This window comes from Streptomyces sp. NPDC050617, from assembly GCF_040654795.1.
In the GTDB taxonomy this organism is placed as follows: Bacteria; Actinomycetota; Actinomycetes; order Streptomycetales; family Streptomycetaceae; genus Streptomyces.
The window spans coordinates 22,284-40,202 of record NZ_JBFAIS010000002.1 but is presented as its reverse complement, the minus strand read 5'-3'; the positions used below and the strand labels follow the sequence as shown (position 1 = coordinate 40,202).

15 protein-coding genes are annotated in these 17,919 nt (G+C 72.8%); 6 read left to right on the top strand and 9 right to left on the bottom strand.

The annotated features are described in order from the left end of the window. Nucleotides 1-105 precede the first annotated feature (105 nt). On the top strand, nucleotides 106-1,707 hold the full coding sequence (locus AB0I49_RS02830; protein WP_363225003.1) for an ABC-F family ATP-binding cassette domain-containing protein: 1,602 nt from the start codon (nucleotides 106-108) through the stop codon (nucleotides 1,705-1,707). Between the two features lie 37 nt (nucleotides 1,708-1,744). Here AB0I49_RS02830 and AB0I49_RS02825 read toward each other — a convergent pair whose 3' ends face one another. The 5 genes from AB0I49_RS02825 to AB0I49_RS02805 all read right to left on the bottom strand — a co-directional run bounded on the left by AB0I49_RS02825 (nucleotide 1,745) and on the right by AB0I49_RS02805 (nucleotide 4,898). After that, nucleotides 1,745-2,518: a class I SAM-dependent methyltransferase gene (locus tag AB0I49_RS02825; protein WP_363225002.1), complete on the bottom strand. Its 774-nt coding sequence runs from the start codon at nucleotides 2,516-2,518 to the stop codon at nucleotides 1,745-1,747. A 76-nt stretch (nucleotides 2,519-2,594) separates the two neighbouring features. Continuing rightward, a complete protein-coding gene (locus tag AB0I49_RS02820) occupies nucleotides 2,595-3,440 on the bottom strand; it encodes a bifunctional 5,10-methylenetetrahydrofolate dehydrogenase/5,10-methenyltetrahydrofolate cyclohydrolase (protein WP_363225001.1) in 846 nt (281 codons plus the stop codon). Then, on the bottom strand, nucleotides 3,437-4,060 hold the full coding sequence (locus tag AB0I49_RS02815) for a cyclodeaminase/cyclohydrolase family protein (RefSeq protein ID WP_363225000.1): 624 nt from the start codon (nucleotides 4,058-4,060) through the stop codon (nucleotides 3,437-3,439). The genes AB0I49_RS02820 and AB0I49_RS02815 overlap by 4 nt, the downstream gene beginning before the upstream one ends. A gap of 122 nt (nucleotides 4,061-4,182) precedes the next feature. Continuing rightward, entirely contained in the window at nucleotides 4,183-4,515 is a 333-nt protein-coding gene (locus AB0I49_RS02810; RefSeq protein WP_363224999.1) for a helix-turn-helix transcriptional regulator, read from the bottom strand. Then, entirely contained in the window at nucleotides 4,515-4,898 is a 384-nt protein-coding gene (locus tag AB0I49_RS02805) for a type II toxin-antitoxin system RelE/ParE family toxin (RefSeq protein ID WP_363224998.1), read from the bottom strand. The genes AB0I49_RS02810 and AB0I49_RS02805 overlap by 1 nt, the downstream gene beginning before the upstream one ends. A 312-nt stretch (nucleotides 4,899-5,210) precedes the next feature. On the opposite strand from AB0I49_RS02805, the gene helR reads away from it, so the two are divergent. Continuing rightward, on the top strand, nucleotides 5,211-7,571 hold the full coding sequence (helR, locus tag AB0I49_RS02800; RefSeq protein ID WP_363224997.1) for an RNA polymerase recycling motor ATPase HelR: 2,361 nt from the start codon (nucleotides 5,211-5,213) through the stop codon (nucleotides 7,569-7,571). A 19-nt stretch (nucleotides 7,572-7,590) separates the two neighbouring features. On the opposite strand, the gene AB0I49_RS02795 is transcribed toward helR, so the two are convergent. Continuing rightward, nucleotides 7,591-8,994, bottom strand: a complete 1,404-nt coding sequence (locus AB0I49_RS02795; RefSeq protein ID WP_363224996.1) for a PLP-dependent aminotransferase family protein — start codon at nucleotides 8,992-8,994, stop codon at nucleotides 7,591-7,593. A gap of 144 nt (nucleotides 8,995-9,138) precedes the next feature. Here AB0I49_RS02795 and AB0I49_RS02790 point away from each other — a divergent pair, with 144 nt between their 5' ends. Together AB0I49_RS02790 and AB0I49_RS02785 are read left to right on the top strand one after the other, a co-directional pair. Next, the gene (locus AB0I49_RS02790) at nucleotides 9,139-10,404 is read left to right on the top strand and encodes a Tm-1-like ATP-binding domain-containing protein (protein ID WP_363224995.1); all 1,266 of its coding nucleotides are present in this window, start codon (nucleotides 9,139-9,141) and stop codon (nucleotides 10,402-10,404) included. A gap of 138 nt (nucleotides 10,405-10,542) precedes the next feature. Continuing rightward, nucleotides 10,543-11,442, top strand: coding sequence for a phosphoenolpyruvate hydrolase family protein (locus AB0I49_RS02785; protein WP_363224994.1), 900 nt, complete (start codon nucleotides 10,543-10,545; stop codon nucleotides 11,440-11,442). Between the two features lie 176 nt (nucleotides 11,443-11,618). Here AB0I49_RS02785 and AB0I49_RS02780 read toward each other — a convergent pair whose 3' ends face one another. Beyond that, nucleotides 11,619-12,512, bottom strand: coding sequence for an NAD(P)H-binding protein (locus tag AB0I49_RS02780; protein ID WP_363224993.1), 894 nt, complete (start codon nucleotides 12,510-12,512; stop codon nucleotides 11,619-11,621). 188 nt (nucleotides 12,513-12,700) lie between these two features. On the opposite strand from AB0I49_RS02780, the gene AB0I49_RS02775 reads away from it, so the two are divergent. Further along, complete coding sequence (locus AB0I49_RS02775; protein ID WP_363224992.1) at nucleotides 12,701-13,585, top strand: LysR family transcriptional regulator; 885 nt, start codon at nucleotides 12,701-12,703, stop codon at nucleotides 13,583-13,585. 50 nt (nucleotides 13,586-13,635) lie between these two features. On the opposite strand, the gene AB0I49_RS02770 is transcribed toward AB0I49_RS02775, so the two are convergent. Then, nucleotides 13,636-14,367 carry a sensor domain-containing protein gene (locus tag AB0I49_RS02770; RefSeq protein ID WP_363224991.1) on the bottom strand — a complete coding sequence of 244 codons (732 nt, stop codon included), beginning with the start codon at nucleotides 14,365-14,367 and terminating at the stop codon, nucleotides 13,636-13,638. A gap of 194 nt (nucleotides 14,368-14,561) precedes the next feature. After that, nucleotides 14,562-16,829, bottom strand: a complete 2,268-nt coding sequence (locus tag AB0I49_RS02765; protein WP_363224990.1) for a UvrD-helicase domain-containing protein — start codon at nucleotides 16,827-16,829, stop codon at nucleotides 14,562-14,564. A gap of 237 nt (nucleotides 16,830-17,066) precedes the next feature. Between AB0I49_RS02765 and AB0I49_RS02760 the strand changes: the two genes are divergently transcribed. After that, on the top strand, nucleotides 17,067-17,768 hold the full coding sequence (locus AB0I49_RS02760) for a Crp/Fnr family transcriptional regulator (RefSeq protein ID WP_363224989.1): 702 nt from the start codon (nucleotides 17,067-17,069) through the stop codon (nucleotides 17,766-17,768). Nucleotides 17,769-17,919: the final 151 nt, after the last annotated feature.

Genomic DNA, 17,919 nt, shown 5'->3' with positions numbered 1-17,919 from the left:
CCCCCGCCTACAGTGGATGACATGTCTACGCCCCGCATTTCCTAGCTCAGGACACACGCTTCCCCGCCACCCGTGTGTCCTTGAGCTTCTTCGGAGCGTAATCCCATGATCACCGTCCGCGGTGTCGACGTACGCGTCGGCGCCCGCCTCCTGCTGTCCGACGTGTCCTTCCACATCGCCCCCGGCGACCGCATCGGCCTGGTCGGCCGCAACGGCGCGGGCAAGACCACCCTGCTGGAGACCCTGGCCGGGCGCGTCCGGCCCGCCGCCGGGACCGTGACCAGCCTCGGCCACCTGGGCTATCTGCCGCAGGACTCCCGCGCGGCCGACCCCGCCGTCTCCGTCACCGACCGCATCCTGTCCGCGCGCGGCCTGGACCGCGCGGTACGGGCGCTGCGGGCCGCCGAGTCGGAGATGGGCGCGGCGGCCGAACCGGGCGCGGTGGAACGGGCGATGAGCGCGTACGCCCGTGCCGAGGCCGAGTTCACGGCGCGCGGCGGGTACGCGGCCGAGGCCGAGGCGGCGCGCATCGCCGCCGGTGTGGGGCTGCCGAACCGCGTCATGCACCGGCCGGTCGGCGACCTCTCCGGCGGCCAGCGCCGCCGCGTCGAACTGGCCCGCATCCTCTTCGCCGACCACGACACGCTGCTCCTCGACGAGCCCACCAACCACCTCGACGCCGACTCCGTCGGCTGGCTCCGCACGTTCCTGACGGGCCACCGGGGCGGGTTCGTCGTGATCAGCCACGACGAGGGGCTGCTGGCCGACACCGTCAACCGGGTCTTCCACGTCGATCCGGCGCGCGCCGCGCTCGACGTGCACAACACCGGCTGGAGCGGCTATCTCGCCCAGCGCGACGCCGACGAGCGGCGCCGCACCCGCGAGCGCGCGAACGCCGAACGCAAGGCGGCGGCGCTGCACACGCAGGCCGACAAGATGCGTTCGCACGTGTCGACGGCGGTCGCGGCGAAGAACATGGCGCGCCGCGCCGACCGGATGCTCGCCGGCCTCGAACCAGCCCGCCGGACCGAGAAGACCGCCCGCATCCGGCTGCCCGAGCCCGCGCCGTGCGGCCGGCTGCCGCTCGCCGCGATCAGCCTGGCCAAGGCGTACGGCGACCAGCGGGTGCTCACCGGCGTGGACCTGGCGCTCGACCGGGGCAGCCGGCTCGTCGTCCTCGGGTTCAACGGCGCGGGGAAGACCACCCTGCTGCGGCTGCTGGCCGGGCGCGAGGAGCCCGACTCGGGACGCGTCGTGCCCGGACACGGCCTGCGGCTGGGCTACTTCGCGCAGGAGCACGACACGCTCGACCCGGCCCGTACGGTCCGCGAGAACCTCGCCGACGCCGCGCCGCACCTGAGCGACGGCGAGGCCCGGCACGTACTCGGCTCGTTCCTCTTCTCCGGGGACGACGCGGACAAGCCGGCGCGGGTGCTCTCCGGCGGCGAGAAGACCCGGCTGGCGCTGGCGGGGCTCGTGCACTCCGGCGCGAACGTGCTGCTCCTCGACGAGCCCACGAACAACCTCGACCCGGCCTCGCGCGGTGAGGTGCTGGCGGCGGTCGGCTCGTACCCGGGCGCGATCGTGATGGTCACGCACGACGAGGGCGCGATCGAGGCGCTGCGCCCGGACCGGGTGCTGCTGCTGCCGGACGGCACGGAGGACCTGTGGGGCGAGGAGTACGCGGAACTGGTGTCGCTGGAGTGAGGGGGCTGTGGGGTGCCGGGGCTGTGGGGCGCCGGTCTCACGAACGCTTGCGGGCCTCGATGAGAAAGCGCGTGGTGTACGCGACGAAGGGGCCGTCGTCCTGGATCAGCCGGTGCAGTTCGAGCAGCCGGTCGCGGTACTTCCCGACGGTGAAGCCGGGGACCATCCAGACCACCTTGCGCAGGAAGTAGATCACCGCGCCGATGTCGTGGAACTCGGTCCGCAGGGACTCGCCGCGCAGATCGACGACGTCCAGCCCGGCGGCCTCGGCCGCCTGGCGGGCGTCGTCGGGGTGGCGGGTGCGGCGGATGTGCTCGGGCTGCGGCCCGAGGAAGTACTCGACGAGCTCGAAGACGCTGGCGGGGCCGACCTGCTGGGAGAAGTACGTGCCGCCGGGCCGCAGCACGCGGGCGATCTCCGCCCACCACACGGTGACGGGGTGGCGGCTGACGACGAGGTCGAAGGCTTCGTCGGCGAACGGCAGCGGCGGCTCGTCCTCGTCCGCGACGACGGCCGCGCCGCGCGGGTGGAGGAGGGCGGTCGCCTTGGCGACGTTCGGCGGCCAGGACTCCGTGGCCACCATCAGGGCGGGCAGCTCCGGCGCCCCGGCGAGCACCTCGCCGCCGCCCGTCTGGATGTCGAGCGCGGCGCTCGCCCGCGCCAGCCGCTCGCCCATCGCGCGCTGGTACCCCCAGGAGGGGCGCTGCTCGGTGGCGCGGCCGTCGAGCCAGGAGAAGTCCCAGCCGTCGACGGATACGGAGTCGGCTTCGGCGACGAGTTCTTCGAAGGTGCGGGGCGTGGGCGTGGGCATGGACCGAGCATCACAACAAATGGGGAGAAATGCCAATGAATTCTCCGGGGCCCCGCACGGCGGGAAGGAGGGGAGGTCAGCGCCGGGCCGCCGCCCGTACGGTGTGCTGCAACAGCAGCGCGGTGGTCACCGGCCCCACGCCGCCGGGTACGGGCGTGAGGGCGCCCGCGCGCTCGGCGACGGAGGCGGCGTCCACATCGCCGGTCAGCCCGCCGTCCTCGGTGGGGTTGGTGCCGACGTCCACGACCACGGCCCCGGCCCGTACGTGCTCGGCCCCGATCAGCCCGGCCCGGCCCACGGCGGCCACCACGACGTCGGCGGCGGAGGTGACGGCCGCGAGGTCCTTGGTGCGCGAATGGCAGACCGTGACGGTGGCGTTCTTGTCGAGGAGCAGGTGCGCGGCGGGTTTGCCGACGACGTTCGAGCGCCCGACGACCGCGACGTGCCGGCCGGTCAGCTCGACGCGGTGGTGCTCCAGAATCCGTACGACGGCCTCGGCGGTGGCCGGGGCGAACGCGGGGAGCCCGGCGGCCAGCCGCCCCAGGGAGAGCGGATTGGCGCCGTCCACGTCCTTCTCGAACGCGATGGCCCCGGCCAGCTCCTCCAGCGAAGCCCCCTCCGGCAGCGGCGTCTGAAGGATGACGCCGTGCACGCCGGGATCGGCCGACAGCTCGGCCAGCTTCGCCCGGATGGCGTCGGGGGCGGCGTGCTCGCCGAGATCGACGACGTCGCAGCCGATGCCGGCCTTGGCGGCGGCCTTGGCGATGGAGCGTACGTACCAGGCGCTGGACTCGTCGGCCGTCGCGACGACGACGGCGAGCCGGGGCGGGGAGCCGGCGGCGGTGAGGCGGGCGGCCTCGGCGGCGGTGGAGGCGCGGAGGGAGGCGGCGAGTTCCTTGCCGTTCAGGGGAGTTGCGCTCACTGTTGTCCGATCTCCTTGCGTACGGCGGCCGTGATCTGCTCGGCGCGGGCCGCGAGGCCGTCGGCGCGGGCGGCCTCGGCGGTCAGTTCGGCGCGGACCCGCTCGTCCTTGATGCCGCCGAGGTTGATCTCGACGTTCACGCGGGCGGTGGCCGCGGCGGCGCGGGCGGCTTCGGCGGCGGCCGCGACATCGGTGACGACGTTGCGGTTGCCGACCGGCAGCAGCTCCTCGGCCAACGCGACGACGGACGCGGCGACGGCGATCACCGCGGCCGGCGCCCGCCCCGCGCCGATCAGCGCCTCGGCGATGGCGGCGGACCGCGCGGCCTTGGCCGCGTCATCGCCCCTGGGCAGCTTGTACGCCTCGGTCACCGAGGTGAACGCCGCGGCGTCCTCCTCCGCCAGCCGCAGCGCCGCCTCGCGCAGCGCGTCGCTCTCAGCGGTGATCCGCCCGATGACGTCCGCGTGCGCGGCGTACTTCTCCCCGGTGCTGTACCGCGCCACCATCCCCAGCAACGCCGCCCCTTGCGCCGCGTGCAACGCCGCCACCGCACCACCCCCAGGCGCGGGCACCCGCCCCGCGAGCCGCTCCAGAAACCCACTGATCGTCTCGTCGCGCATGAACGCTCGTCCTTCGGTAGGGGCGGTCACTTCGGTACGGCAATCCCACAACCCGCCCCAAAATCGTCCCACGCCACGCACGTGCCGGCCGCTGACGGTTGCCCAGGTGCGTCCGGCGGTGCCTATGCGGCGTGCGGAGTGAAGGCGACGGTGGAGGTGTCGCCGTCGAGGGCGATGTTCAGCGAGGCGTCCAGTGCCTTCGCGAGCCGTGCCAGCAAGGGGAGTGTCGGGACGGTGCCGCCGAGTTCGAGCTTGGAGATCTGGGGCTGGGTCATGTGGGCCCGCTCCGCCAGTTCAGCCTGGGAGATGCCCAGTTGGGCGCGCCGGTCGTGGACGGCCTGACCGAGGTCGAATGCCAGGCGGATCTCCGTCCGCGCGGCTTCGACCTCGGGCGATTCCACGTACCCCTCGGCGATCTTGCGCTCCCGCGCCAGCTTCCACTGGGCGTGGCTCATCAGCTGTCTCCCTTCGTGACGTCACGGGTGAACACCTCATGCGCGGCTTCGTGTTCGGCCTCGCAGGACTTGCGAACCTGTCTGGCCCGATCGACCTCGGCTTCCTCCCGCATCCTCGTCTTGCGGAAGACCGTCAGGAGAACGATCCGGCGTCCGGGCGCCAGCCAGTAGGTCAGGCGAATGGCGTTGCCGTCGTGGCCAAGTGTGAACCGCAATTCGCGCAGGCCATCGCCCAGGTGGCGGCCGAACGGCTCGGCCAAGGTGGTCGGCGAGTCCAGCAAGCGTTCGGCTGCATGCTCTGCTTGGAGGTAGTCGCGATCGGGCAGGTTGTCCAGCCAATGCCGGACCTCCGGTTCGACCTCGATCACCCAGGGCGTGTCCATACATCTGAGTGTATAGATAGCCGAGTATCTAAGCGAGACGCGGGCGGGCGTCGCTCTCGAACCAAGGTGATCGGGGGCGGGGCCCGCCGCTGAACAAGAGTCGGCGGCGGTGAAAGCAACAAGAAAGGCAAGGAGGAAAACCCACCCCTTGCCACTCTCAACATATAGCGCACTGGGGGGCTTGCGGCAAGGCCCCGTTGGTGGGGCAGAATCTGCGGGCCGAGGGCGGAACTTCGCTAAATGGGGGATTCGAGAAGTGCGTATTTTGTTGTCGGTTTATGGGGCGTGCGGTGATGTCGTGGAGGTGTCGGCATGAGTTCTCTGGCCACCAGTGCATTCGACCTTCCCGACCACCTCTCCGCCAAGGCGGACCCGGCGCTGATCGGCGGTGACGAGCGGCACTTCGCGGCGCTGGCGGAGAGCCTGGAGCAGACGATCGCCGAACTCTCCGACCGGCTCGCCGAGGCCCGTAAAGCGCCCGGCGGCATCGGGCGGGCGGCGATGGACCGGGACGCGGAGGTCCACCGGCTGACGGGGCGGCTGCGCGCCCTGCGCCGTTTCGGGCTGGACCTGTGCCTGGGGCGCATCGTCCCCGAGGACAGCCCCGAGCCCGTGTACATAGGACGCCTCGGGCTCACCGACAGTACGGGCCGCAGGCTCCTGCTGGACTGGCGTTCACCGGCGGCCGAGCCGTTCTTCGCCGCCACCCACGCCAACCCGCTCGGCCTCGCCAGCCGCCGCCGGTACCGCTGGACCCGCGGCCGTATCAGCGACTACTGGGACGAGGTCTTCACCGCCGACGGGCTCCAGGGGCACGCCGCGCTCGACGACCAGTCCGCGTTCATCGCCAGTCTCGGCGGCAGCCGTTCGGACCGGATGCGCGACGTCCTCGCCACCATCCAGGCCGACCAGGACGCCGTCATCCGGGCGGGCTCCCGCGGCGCCCTCGTCGTCGACGGCGGCCCCGGCACCGGCAAGACCGTCGTCGCCCTGCACCGCGCCGCGCACCTCCTCTACTCCGACCCCCGCCTCGGCCACCGCCGCGGCGGCGTCCTGTTCGTCGGCCCCAGCCGCCCCTACCTCGCCTACGTCTCCGACGTCCTGCCCAGCCTCGGCGAAGAGGGCGTGCAGACCTGCGTCCTGCGCGACCTCGTCGCCGAGGGCGCCGGCGCCGCCGTCGAGGACGATCCGCGGGTCGCCGCCCTGAAGGCATCCGCCGACCTGGTCAAGGCGGTCGAGCCCGCCGTCGGCATCTACGAGGAGCCGCCCGCCGAGGGGATGACCGTCTCCAGCCACTGGTCCGACATCTGGCTGAGCCCCGCCGACTGGGCCGCCGCCTTCGACGCCGTCGAACCCGGCACCCCGCACAACGAGGCCCGCGACCAGATCCTGGAGGAACTGCTCACGATCCTGGTCGACAAGGACGGCGGCTTCGACCCCCGCGAGGACGGAGAGGCCGGTGAGGACGGAGAAGGCGGGGAAGGCGGGGAAGGCGACAGCGGGGCGCCCACCCCCGACATGCTCCGGCGCTCCCTCCGCCAGGACCGCGACCTGCTCCGGGCCCTCCACCGCGCCTGGCCGATGATCGACGCGGACGATCTCGTCGGCGACCTCTGGACCGTCCCCGCCTACCTGCGCACATGCGCCCCCTGGCTCGCCCCCGAGGACATCCGCAGGCTCCAGCGCGCCGACGCCAAGGCGTGGACCGTCTCCGACCTGCCGCTCCTCGACGCCGCCCGGCAGCGGCTCGGCGACCCGGCGGCCTCCGCGCGCAAGCGCCGCCGCGAGGCCGCCGTCGCCGCCGAACGCGCCCGCCGGGCCGACGTCATCGCCGACATCCTGGAGAACAGCGAGATCGACGAGAGCCAGGGCGCGGTCGGGATGCTGCGCGGACGGGACCTCCAGGACTCCCTCATCGACGAGGACGCGCTGACCGGGCCCGAACCCGACCTGCTCGCCGGCCCGTTCGCGCACATCATCGTCGACGAGGCGCAGGAACTGACCGACGCCGAATGGCAGATGCTGCTCCAGCGCTGCCCCTCCCGCAGCTTCACCATCGTCGGCGACCGCGCCCAGGCCCGGCACGGCTTCACGGAGACCTGGCGGGAGCGGCTGGAACGGGCCGGGATCGACCGCGTCACCGTGGCCACCCTGGGCATCAACTACCGCACCCCGGAAGAGGTCATGACGGAAGCCGAACCGGCCATCCGCGCCGTCCTCCCGGACGCCAACGTGCCCGCCTCCATCCGCAGCAGCGGCATCCCCGTCACCCACGGTTCCGTCGCGGACCTGGACGAGGTGCTCGGAGCCTGGCTCGCCGAACACGCCGACGGCGAGGGGATCGCCTGCGTCATCGACAGCCCGCCGGACCGGACGGTCCCCTTCCAATTCCAGGCGTCGTCCCGCACACAGTCGTCGTCCCGCACACGATCGTCGTCCCGCACACAGTCGTCGTCCCGCACACGATCGTCGTCCCGCACACGATCGTCGTCCCGCACACGGTCGTCGTCCCGCATTCGGTCCCTCACCCCCGAGCTCTCGAAGGGGCTGGAATTCGATCTCGTCGTCCTCATCGACCCGGACGGCTTCGGCGACGGCATCGAAGGCGCCGTCGACCGCTACGTCGCCATGACCCGCGCGACCCAGCAGCTGGCCATCCTCACCAGCGACTGACGGCGGTACGCCCGTACGGTCACCGCGCCCGGCTCTGCGCCGCGCACTCCTCCAGCACCGGCAGCGCCTTCTCCAGCCTCCCGTCCGCGTCGGCGAACGGCAGCCGCAGATGGTGGCGGAAGCCGTCCACGGCGGAGAAGGCGGGACCCGGCACGACGAACACCCCGGCCCGCCGGGCGAGTTGAGCCGTGGCCTCGGTATCTGCGCCGGGGATCTCCACCCACAGGGCGGAGCCCCCGGCCGGCCGTTCCCAGCGCCAGTGGGGGACCCGTGCCCGTAGCAGCCGCTCGGTCTCCGCCAGCCGGTCGCGCAGCCGGGCGCGGCGCAGCGCGCGGGCCTCCGGCAGCCGCTGGAGGAGCCGCACGGCCACCAGCTGCTCCACGACCGGGCAGGCCAGGTCCACGGACTTCTTGATCTCGGCGAGCCGGGCGATGACGGTGGGGGAGGCGCGTACCCAGCCCAGCCGGAGGCCGCCCCAGAACAGCTTGGACATCGTGCCGACGGTCGCGGTGGAGGCGGGCGGCAGCCGCGCGGCGAGGGATTCGGGCGCGGAGTCGTCGCGCAGGGCGAGTTCCGCGTAGGAGTTGTCCTCGACGGTGTACAGGCCGTGCTCGGCCAGCACACCCGTCCACGCCTGCCGGGTACGCGCGTCCAGCGCCCGGCCGGTGGGGTTGTGGACGGCCGGCTGCACGTAGAACAGCCGGGGCCGGATGTGGCCGACGAGGCGGCCGAGGGCGGCGGGCCCGGTGTCCGCCGCCAGCGGGACGAGCCGCGCCCCGCGCGCCCGCAGCGCCTCCAGCGCCCCGCGGTACGTCGGGTCCTCCACGATCACGCTGTCGCCGGGCTGCACCAGCCCCTGCGTGATCAGCCATACGGCCTGCTGGGACCCGGCCGTGACGAGGATCTGGTCGGCCGCGGTCGGCAGCCCCGCAGCCCGGTGGTACCCGGCGATCGCCTCGCGCAGCGCCGGCAGCCCGTACGGCTGGTAGCCGTCGTCCAGCAGCGCCGCCGCGAGATCGCGGGCCGGCAGGTCGCGTACCGCGTCGGCGACCGAGGGCAGGCCGTCCAGTGCCCCGCTGGACAGGTCGATGCCGCCGTCGCGGGCCCCGAACCCGGCGAGCCGCCCCTCGCTCGCGGGCGCGTCGGCCGCGCCCGCGCCGCGCAGCCGCGACCCGCTGCCCTGCCGGCTCTCCAGCCACCCTTCGGCCTCCAGCTGCCCGTACGCGGCCGTCACCGTGGAGCGGCTGACGCCCAGCGCCGCCGCCAGTACGCGCTGCGCGGGCAGCACGGTGCCGGCCGGCACGTCGCCGCGCTCGGCCAGTTCGCGCAGCGCGTCCGCGAGGAGGCGGGGCAGCGCCTCCGTGCCGCCTTTGGTCCAGCCGGTGAGCAGGCGCGACAGCCGGGTGGGAGGGATACGGTCCATGCCCGACATCATCGCTGCCCCCGCCGCCCCCGCATTGCATCTCCATCTACGCGCTCCAGGCCAATTCGCCCGAAGTGGTCTTTGGCGGGGGTCGGCGACCGGTCGATGATCGGAGCACCGACCGTCCGTTCAAAGGAGAAGGACATGGCGAGCGTGGTGCTGCTCGGGACGCTGGACACCAAGGGCGCGGAGTACGCGTGGCTGGCGGAGCGGCTCCGCGAGACCGGCTGCGAGGTCGTGGTCGTCGACGCCGGGGTGATGCCGCTGCCCGAGGGCGCGTTCCCCGGCGACGTGGACGCCGCCACCGTCGCGAGCGCCGCCGGGCACGACGTGACGGCGCTGCGTGCGGGCGCGGACCGCGGCGCGGCGGTGCAGGCCATGGCCGAGGGCGCCGACCGGGTGATCGCCAAACTGCACCGGCAGGGCCGGCTGCACGCGGTGCTGGCGGTGGCGGGCAGCGGCGGTTCGTCCATCGCGGCGCGGGCGATGCAGTCGCTGCCGATCGGCGTGCCGAAGCTGCTGGTCTCCACGATGGCCGCGGGGGACGTCGGCCCGTACGTCGGCAGCAGCGACATCACCCTGATGTACAGCGTGGTCGACGTCGCGGGCATCAACTCCGTCTCCCGGCTCGTCATGGGCAACGCGGTGGCGGCCGCCGCCGGGATGGCCGCCCGGTACGAGCGGAGCCTGAGCGCCGCGCCCGCACGGGAGCGCGAACTGATCGGCGCCAGCATGTTCGGCATCACCACGCCCGCCGTCGACGCCGCCCGCGCCCGCCTGGAGGAGCTCGGCTACGAGGTGCTGGTCTTCCACGCCACCGGTTCGGGCGGCCGGGCGCTGGAGAAACTGGCGGCGGGCGGGTTCCTCGCCGGGGTCCTCGACCTGACCACCACCGAACTCGCCGACGAACTGGTCGGCGGCGTCCTCAGCGCCGGCCCCGACCGCCTCACCGCGGCCGGGCGCGCGGGCATACCGCAGGTGGTCGCGCCCGGCGCGCTGGACGCGGTCAACTTCGGCCCCGCGGACACCGTTCCGCCGCGCTTCGCCGACCGCCGCTTCCTGGTCCACAACCCCACCGTCACCCTCATGCGCACCACGTCCGAGGAGATGGCCGCGCTGGGCGACGTCATCGGCCGCAAGCTGGCCGCGGCGCACGGGCCGGCGGCGGTCATGTGGCCGCTGGGCGGCGTCTCGGCGGTGGACGCCGAGGGCGGCCCGTTCCACGACCCGGCCGCCGACGCGGCGGGGCTGGCAGCGCTGCGCGGGGCCATCGGGGGGAGCGCGGTGGAACTGCGGGAGGTGGACGCGCACCTCAACGACGCCTCGTTCGCGGTGGCGGCGGCGGAACTGCTGGACCGGATGATCGGGGGGCGGCGGGAGGCGGGGGAGGACGATACGGCGCAGCTTTGATCTTGATGCGACGCAGCTTCGACACGGCGCTGCCTTGATACCGCGCAGCTCTGTTACGACCGGCACGACGCAGCCTCACCCGGCCCCGTACAGCACAACCCAGCCCCGTACAGCACAACCCAGCACGACGCAGCACCGATGGAGGACCTCACCATGGACCGCATGGACCGCATGGACCGCATGGACCGCATGGACCGCATGGACCGCATGGGCCGCATGGACCGCACAACAGCCCTGGCACGTCTGACCGGGCAGGTGAGCGCCGGCCGCGCCGTCATCGGCGCGGGCGCGGGCACCGGCCTGTCCGCGAAGTGCGCCGAGGCCGGCGGCGTCGACCTGCTGATCATCTACAACTCCGGCCGCTACCGGATGGCCGGCCGCGGCTCCCTCGCGGGCCTGCTGCCGTACGGGGACGCCAACGCCATCGTGCTGGACATGGCGGGCGAGGTGCTGCCGGTCGTACGGGACGTACCCGTACTCGCCGGGGTCTGCGGCACCGACCCCTTCCGCATCATGGGCAACTTCCTGGACCAGCTGAAGGCCGTCGGCTTCACGGGCGTACAGAACTTTCCGACCGTCGGCCTCTACGACGGCAAGTTCCGCGAGAACCTGGAGGAGACGGGGATGGGCTTCGGCCTGGAGATCGACATGATCCGCCAGGCGCACGAACGCGAACTGCTCACCGCCCCCTACGTCTTCGACGCCGACCAGGCGGCCGAGATGGCGCGGGCGGGCGCGGACGTCCTCGTACCGCATGTGGGGCTCACGACCAAGGGCTCCATCGGGGCGGCCACGGCCCTGACGCTCGATCAGGCGGCGGCAGCAGTACAGGAGATGCACGACGCCGCGAAGCGGGTCAACCCCGACATCATCGTGCTCTGCCACGGCGGCCCGATCGCGGAGCCCGAGGACGCGCGGTACGTCCTGGACCACACCGAGGGGATCGCGGGCTTCTTCGGCGCGTCGTCCATGGAGCGACTGCCCACGGAGCGCGCCATCACGGACCAGGCACGGGCCTTCAAGTCGCTGGCGCTGTAACCGACTTACCGGAGGGCGTGCTTCCCGAAGGGCGTCCTCCGGGGGAGGGGCAATCGGCGCGGGTGCGGGCGCCAGCGGTACGGGCCGCAGAGGTGATATAGGCGATACAGGCCGTACGGGCGGATCGCCTGTACCACCACCACCCGTAGCCCGGCCGGCACCCTCAGGCGGACAGCTCAGGCGGCTGCGACGGCCGGCTTGAGGACCTCCTCGCACCACTGCCGGAACGTCGTCGGGGTCGTCGACTCGGCCGTACGCGGCTGGGCGAGGTCCAGTCCCTGGTTCTTGGCGTCGAACATGTCGACCATCCCCTGGGCCATCGCGTCGGTCATCCCGAAACCGGTGAGCCGGTCCTTGAGGGCCGCGCCCGGGATCTGCTGGTAGCCGACGTCCGTGCCGAGGACCTCGGAGATGATCCGCGCCATCTCGTTGGGCGAGAGGTCCTCGGGGCCGAGGCAGGGAACCTCCCCGGCGCCGGTCCACGCGTCGTCGAGCAGCAGCCGGGCGGCGGTGGCGGCGATGTCGCGGGTGGCGACGGTGGGGCTCTTCAGGTCGGGGTCGGCCATCATGAAGAACATGCCCTTCTCCTTGATCGCCCGGGCGTGGTTGAGCAGGTTGTGCATGAACGACGGGCAGGTCACGGCCCGGTAGGCGACGCCCGAGGCGGCGATCAGGTCGCCCATCGCGAGCGACGAGGTCACCAGCCCGGCGCGGTCGGCCAGCGCCGTGCCGCGGCCGAGGGCGGAGATGCCCACGACGCGCTTGACGCCGTGCCGCGCGAACGCGTCGCACGCGGGGCGGGTGAAGTCGACGTAGGCGGCCTCGGTGCTCGGCGCGGACCCGTCGTCTGGGGCGAGCCAGAAGACGGCCTCGGCCCCGGCGCACGCCTGGTCGATGACGGCGGGGTCGCCGTGCGAGCCCGTGACCACCTCGACCTCGGCCCGTTCGCGGACCTCGGGGGCGAGCCGCGAGGGGTCGCGAGCGACGAGCCGCAGCCGAGCGCCGCGGGCGAGCAGGTCGCCGACGAGGACGCGGCCGATGGTGCTGGTGGGTGCGGTGATGACGATCATGAGTGTGCTGTTCCTTCGTGTACTTCGTGGTTCTTGGCGGAGACCCCGAGTCCTTGTCGACCGGGAGTGTCCGTATCGGGGCCTGCGGACATGTCCACTGTCGCGGCGGAGGGGGCTGTCCGACAATGCAAAGATCAGCAGCTAATCTTTGTCGCGGAAGTAAAAATGCAGCTCATAAGGGTGCGGGTATGGATCTCAATCTGCTACGGGCACTCGACGCCCTGCTCCAGGAGAACAGTGTGACCCGAGCCGCCGAACGGCTCGGCACCTCGCCCGCGGCGGCCAGCCGCACGCTGGCCCGGCTGCGCCGGACCGTCGGCGACCCGCTGCTGGTCCGGGCCGGCCAGGGCATGGTCCCGACCCCGCGCGCCCTGGAACTCCGGGAGGAAGTACGGGAGTTGCTGCGCGGCTGCGACAACGTCCTACGGCCCGGAGCGGGTTTCGACGCCGTGCACCTTCAGCGGACGTTCACCGTACAGACCACCGACCTGCTGCTGGTGGGGCTGGCCGGAACGCTGACCGAGCGCATCCACGAGGAGGCCCCGCACGTCGACGTCGTGTTCCTGCCGGAGGCGGTGGAGGGCGGTCCCGCGCTGCGGCAGGGCTGGGTGGACGTCGAACTGGGCGTACTGGGCGACTTGGACCCGGAGATCCGGACCCGGCAGCTCGCCCGACTGCCCCTGGTGGGCATCGCCCGCAGCGGCCACCCGCTCTTCGAGGGTCGCATCGACGCGCGCCGCTTCGCCGCCGCCGACCACATCGGCATCTCCCGCCAGGGCAAGCGCTTCGGCCCCATCGACAGCGCCCTGGCCGAACTCGGCCTGCGCCGCCGCACGGCGGTGGTCGTGCCCAGCCATACGAGCGCGATGATGCTGGCCCGCACCACGGACCTGGTGGCCCTCACCCTGACCGACTGGCTCCCTGACACGACGACGGCCATGGGCCTGCGCACTTTCCCCATCCCCCTGGACCTGGCCCCCCTGAACCTGGGCATGGCCTGGCACCCCCGCAACGCGGCCGACCCGGGCCACCGCTGGTTCCGGGACCATGTGGCGGCGGCGGTGCGGGGATAGACCGCCCCGCCCGCCCGGTTCCCCGCCTCTCCGCCTGCCCGCCTGCCCGCCTACCCGAGCATCCCGCGAACCGCCGCCCGGTCGACGTTCGTCAGGGCGCGGATCAGCTTCGGGGTGAGGAAGACGATGACCAGGCCGACGAGGGAGACCCCGGCGAGCTGGAAGGGCGAGGTGAGGTAGTACTGGTGGTGCACGCCGTTCGAGGTGAAGTCGAACAGGCGGTAGCCGGGCCAGCCGACGTAGTGCGGGAAGACCCAGTTGTACGCGGGGAGCAGCGCGACCGCCCAGCCGACCAGCAGCACGGTCGTCGACAGGACGAAGCTCACCATCCGCCACGGGAACATGACCAGCTGGAAGAGGAACGCGCGCCACCCCGCCGCGTCCCCCAGCCGCGCCCGCTGCCCGGACCAGAAACCCGGCGCGCGCGGCGCCGATACGGGCGCGGGCGCGGCGACCTGGAGGCCGAGCTTGTCCGCCGCCCGCCGGCGCTCCGCCGCCCCCAGCCCGCGCGCACCGGCCAGCATCCCGGCCAGTACGGGCAGCCCGAGCACCGTGACGGCGAGGACCGCGCCGACCGAGAACATCGTCAGGGCGAAGGCGAAACCGACGACGGCGATCGGCAGCGAGGCGAGGATGTGGCCGAACTCCCGGTACGTGACGGCCGAGAACGGCGCGCGCCAGAAGCCGAGCCTTTTCGCAGGAGCCTCCGCCGGGGCGTCCGCCGGACCGGCGTGAGGCTCGGACGCCGCAGCGTAAGACAGGGCACTGGTGCTCAGGCTCATGACGGTCCCCGGATTCGTATGCGTATGCGTGTGAGAGCGAGTGGGCGGTGAAGCTCCTCTACGATTACGATCCCGAATCCGCGGGCCCGGCGGCATACGGTGACGTGGCCTCTTCGGGGTGGTGCTAGGTCCACCCCCGCCCCCGGGTCCAGCCCCGCCCCCGGGTCCGGCCCCGCCACCGGGTCCGGCCGCCGTCACTCCGTCGCCGTCATCACGGGAAACTCCAGCCCCAGCGGCAGCGCGCCCGTGTATATCACCCCCAGCCGCTGCGTAGCCCGGGTCAGCGCCACGTACAGATCGCTCGCCCCGAACTCCTCCGGCTCCGCGACGATGACCGCGTCGAACTCCAGCCCCTTGGCCTGCCGGGGGTCGAGCAGCACCACCGGCCTGGTCAGATCCGGGGAACGGCCGGCGGACGCCTGCGGCAGCGCGGCGGCGAGTTCGCCGTGCAGGCCGAGCGGAGCGATCACCGCGAGATGCCCGGAAGCATCGCGATCCTCCCCTCGTACTTCTTCCCTGTCCCGCTGCACGGCCTCCGCCACCGCCCGGGCCAGGTCCCCGGTGCGTCGCGCCCATGGCCGTACGCCCGTGGAGCGGATCGAGCGCGGCGGCTCGAAGGACGGGTCCGCGGCGCGCGGCACCGCCGCCGCGATCTCCATGATCTCGGTGGGCGTCCGGTAGTTGACCCCGAGCCGTACGCGCTTCCAGCGGTCCCCGACGTGCGGCGCCAGGATCGCCTCCCACGAACCGCAGCCCCCCGGCTCCGCCGCCTGCGCCGGGTCGCCGACCAGCGTCATCGAACGCGTCGGGCAGCGGCGCATCAGCAGCCGCCACATCATCGCGGACAGCTCCTGCGCCTCGTCCACGATGATGTGGCCGAAGGCCCAGGTACGGTCGGCCGCGGCCCGTTCGGCGGCGTTGCGGTGGTCGGCCTCCTCCTGGCGTTCGGCGAGCCGTTCCGCGTCGACCAGGTCGTGCGCGGCCAGCACCTCGGAGTCCTCCTCGTCGAGGTCCTCGAACTCGTACGTACGCGAACCGTGGGACAGGTCGAGCACCCCCTGCGCGTACGCGATCCGCTCCTGCTGCTCGGCCTCGGCGGCGGCGCGCGCCGCGGAGTCGTCGTCGCCGAGCAGTTCGGCGGCCTCGTCGAGCAGCGGGACGTCGGCGGGCGTCCAGTCCTGCCCACCGCCGCCGGGGCGCCGGATCGCCTCGGCGTCCCGCTCGTCCAGGTGCACGGGCTCGGCGAGGAAGTCGGCGACCAGCTCCTCCGGCGTGAGGGACGGCCACAGCTCCGCGATGGCGGCGTGCACGTCGGCGCTGGCCGCGATCGCCTTGCCGAGCATGGCGGTGTCGTCCGGCCCGAGGAGGTTGGGCCCGCCGTACGGGTCCGCGCCGATCCGGTCCGTGAGCTGCGCGGTGAGCGCGTCGATGACGTGGAACGCGAAGTGCGGCCGCGCGAGGTTGTGCGGCAACGCGGTCGCGCGCGCCGCGTGCCGCGCGTCGCACGCGATGTCCTCGTCCAGCAGCAGTTCGCCGTCCTCGTGGTCGATCACGATGGGCTCGCCGCGCGGCGGCACCGCCTGCCGGTCCCGTACGAACCGGGCCAGCGCGTCGGCCATCGCCGCACCGCCCTTGACCTCGGCGGCGCGCGCGGTGTCGGCGCCGGTCGCGGTCACGCCGGGGAAGAGGTCGCCGGGCGTGGCGAGCAGCACGCCGGTCTCGCCGAGCGAGGGCAGCACCTCCGCGATGTAGCCGAGGAACGCCGGGTTCGGCCCGACGATCAGGACGGCCCGGCGGGCGAGCAGCTCCCGGTGCGCGTAGAGGAGGTACGCGGCCCGGTGCAGCGCCACCACGGTCTTCCCGGTGCCGGGCCCGCCCTCCACGACGAGGATGCCGCGGTGCGGGGCGCGGATGATCCGGTCCTGTTCGGCCTGGATCGTCTGCACGATGTCGTGCATCCGGCCGGTGCGCGCCGCGTCCAGCGAGGCCAGCAGCACGGCGTCGGCGTCGGAGCCCTCGTGCCCGGTGCGGACGGTGTCGGTGAGGTCCATCAGCTCGTCGTGGAGCGCGGTGACCTGCCGCCCCGCGGTGGTGATGTGCCGCCGCCGGCGGAGCCCCATCGGGGTGTGCCCGGTCGCGAGGTAGAACGGCCGCGCGATGTCGGCCCGCCAGTCGACGACCAGCGGCGTCCGGTCCGCGTCGTCGCGCCGCATCCCGATCCGCCCGATGTGGTGGTCGCGCCCGTCCCGGAACGCCAGCCGCCCGAAGCAGAGCCCGCTCTCCCCGGCGTTGAACGCCGCCAGCAGCCCGGACCGCTCGGCCACCAGCACCTCGCGCTCCAGCCGCGCCTGATGGCTGTTCCCCTCGACCGGCAGCACCTCCCGCACCGCCTCCTCGGCCCCGTCCCGCAGCTCGGCCAGCCGCTCGTGGAGCAGATCGATGAATTCCTGCTCGTCTCGCAATTCCGTATTTGACAATTCAGCTCCGCTCGGATACCTTGTGAAAGTGAGGGATGGGCTATGTCTAATATTCAAGGTAGACATGGAAACCCCCAATATACGCAGAGAAATACCCCGGCCGTCAATACGGACCGGGGCTTTTTTATTCGCGGGTCGGGCGTGGTGAGCCCCGGCGGGGCGTACGTGGCGGAACCGTCCGTTCGCCTGCGCGGCGGAATGGTGTCTTCCTAGGGTCGTCCCATGAGTGACTACGCGTGCTCCTCAGGGGAGGCGGCGGATTCTGGTGGCCGGACGTTACGGGATCTCGCCGGTGAGGGGGTCTGGGCGGATCTCGTGCGGCGGTCGCGCCGGCGTTGGCACCCGCCCGGCGAGTTGCTGCTGAGACAGGAAGAGCCCGGCACCCATGTGCTGGCCGTACTCAGCGGTGTCCTGAAGGTCGTGCGGACCGAGCGGAACGGGGCGCTCACTCTGCTGGCCTTCCGCGGGCCCGGGGACCTGCTGGGCGAGGTGGCCGTGCTCGGCGGGGGAGGCCGGCTGGCGAGCGTGGAGACGCTGCTCCGGTGCGAGGTCGCGGTCATGGGCAGGGAGGAGTTCATTCGGTTCGTCGCCGCGCGCGACCTCTCACCGGTCCTGGTGCGCTATGCCCTCACCCGGCTGCGGGAATCGACGCAGGCTCGCGGTGGCGGAGACGTCCTGCCCCGGTTGGCCGCGGCCCTGGTGCGGATCGCCGACATCTCGAACTGGCCCGGCCCCTGCGCCGAACGGTCCCTGGAACTCGCCCTCACGCACGAGGAGTTGGCTCAGCATCTGCGTATCCACCGCAACACCGTCACCGACCTGCTGCGCAAGCTGGAGCCGTGCCGGGTGCGCACTCGGCGCATGCGCATCGTGATCGACGACCTGCCCGCGCTGCGTCGGGCCGTGGAGTCTCTCGGCGGCTGACGCTGTCGCGGCTGTCGCCCGCGGGGGCGGGTGCGGCCTCGGGAGGCGACTCTCGGGCGGCGCTTCTTCGGGCAGCCGTGAATGTGACGTGCATCACTTGCCATCCGCACTGAGGCAGCGGAACGGATCACGCGCGTTCGCGAACCTCGAA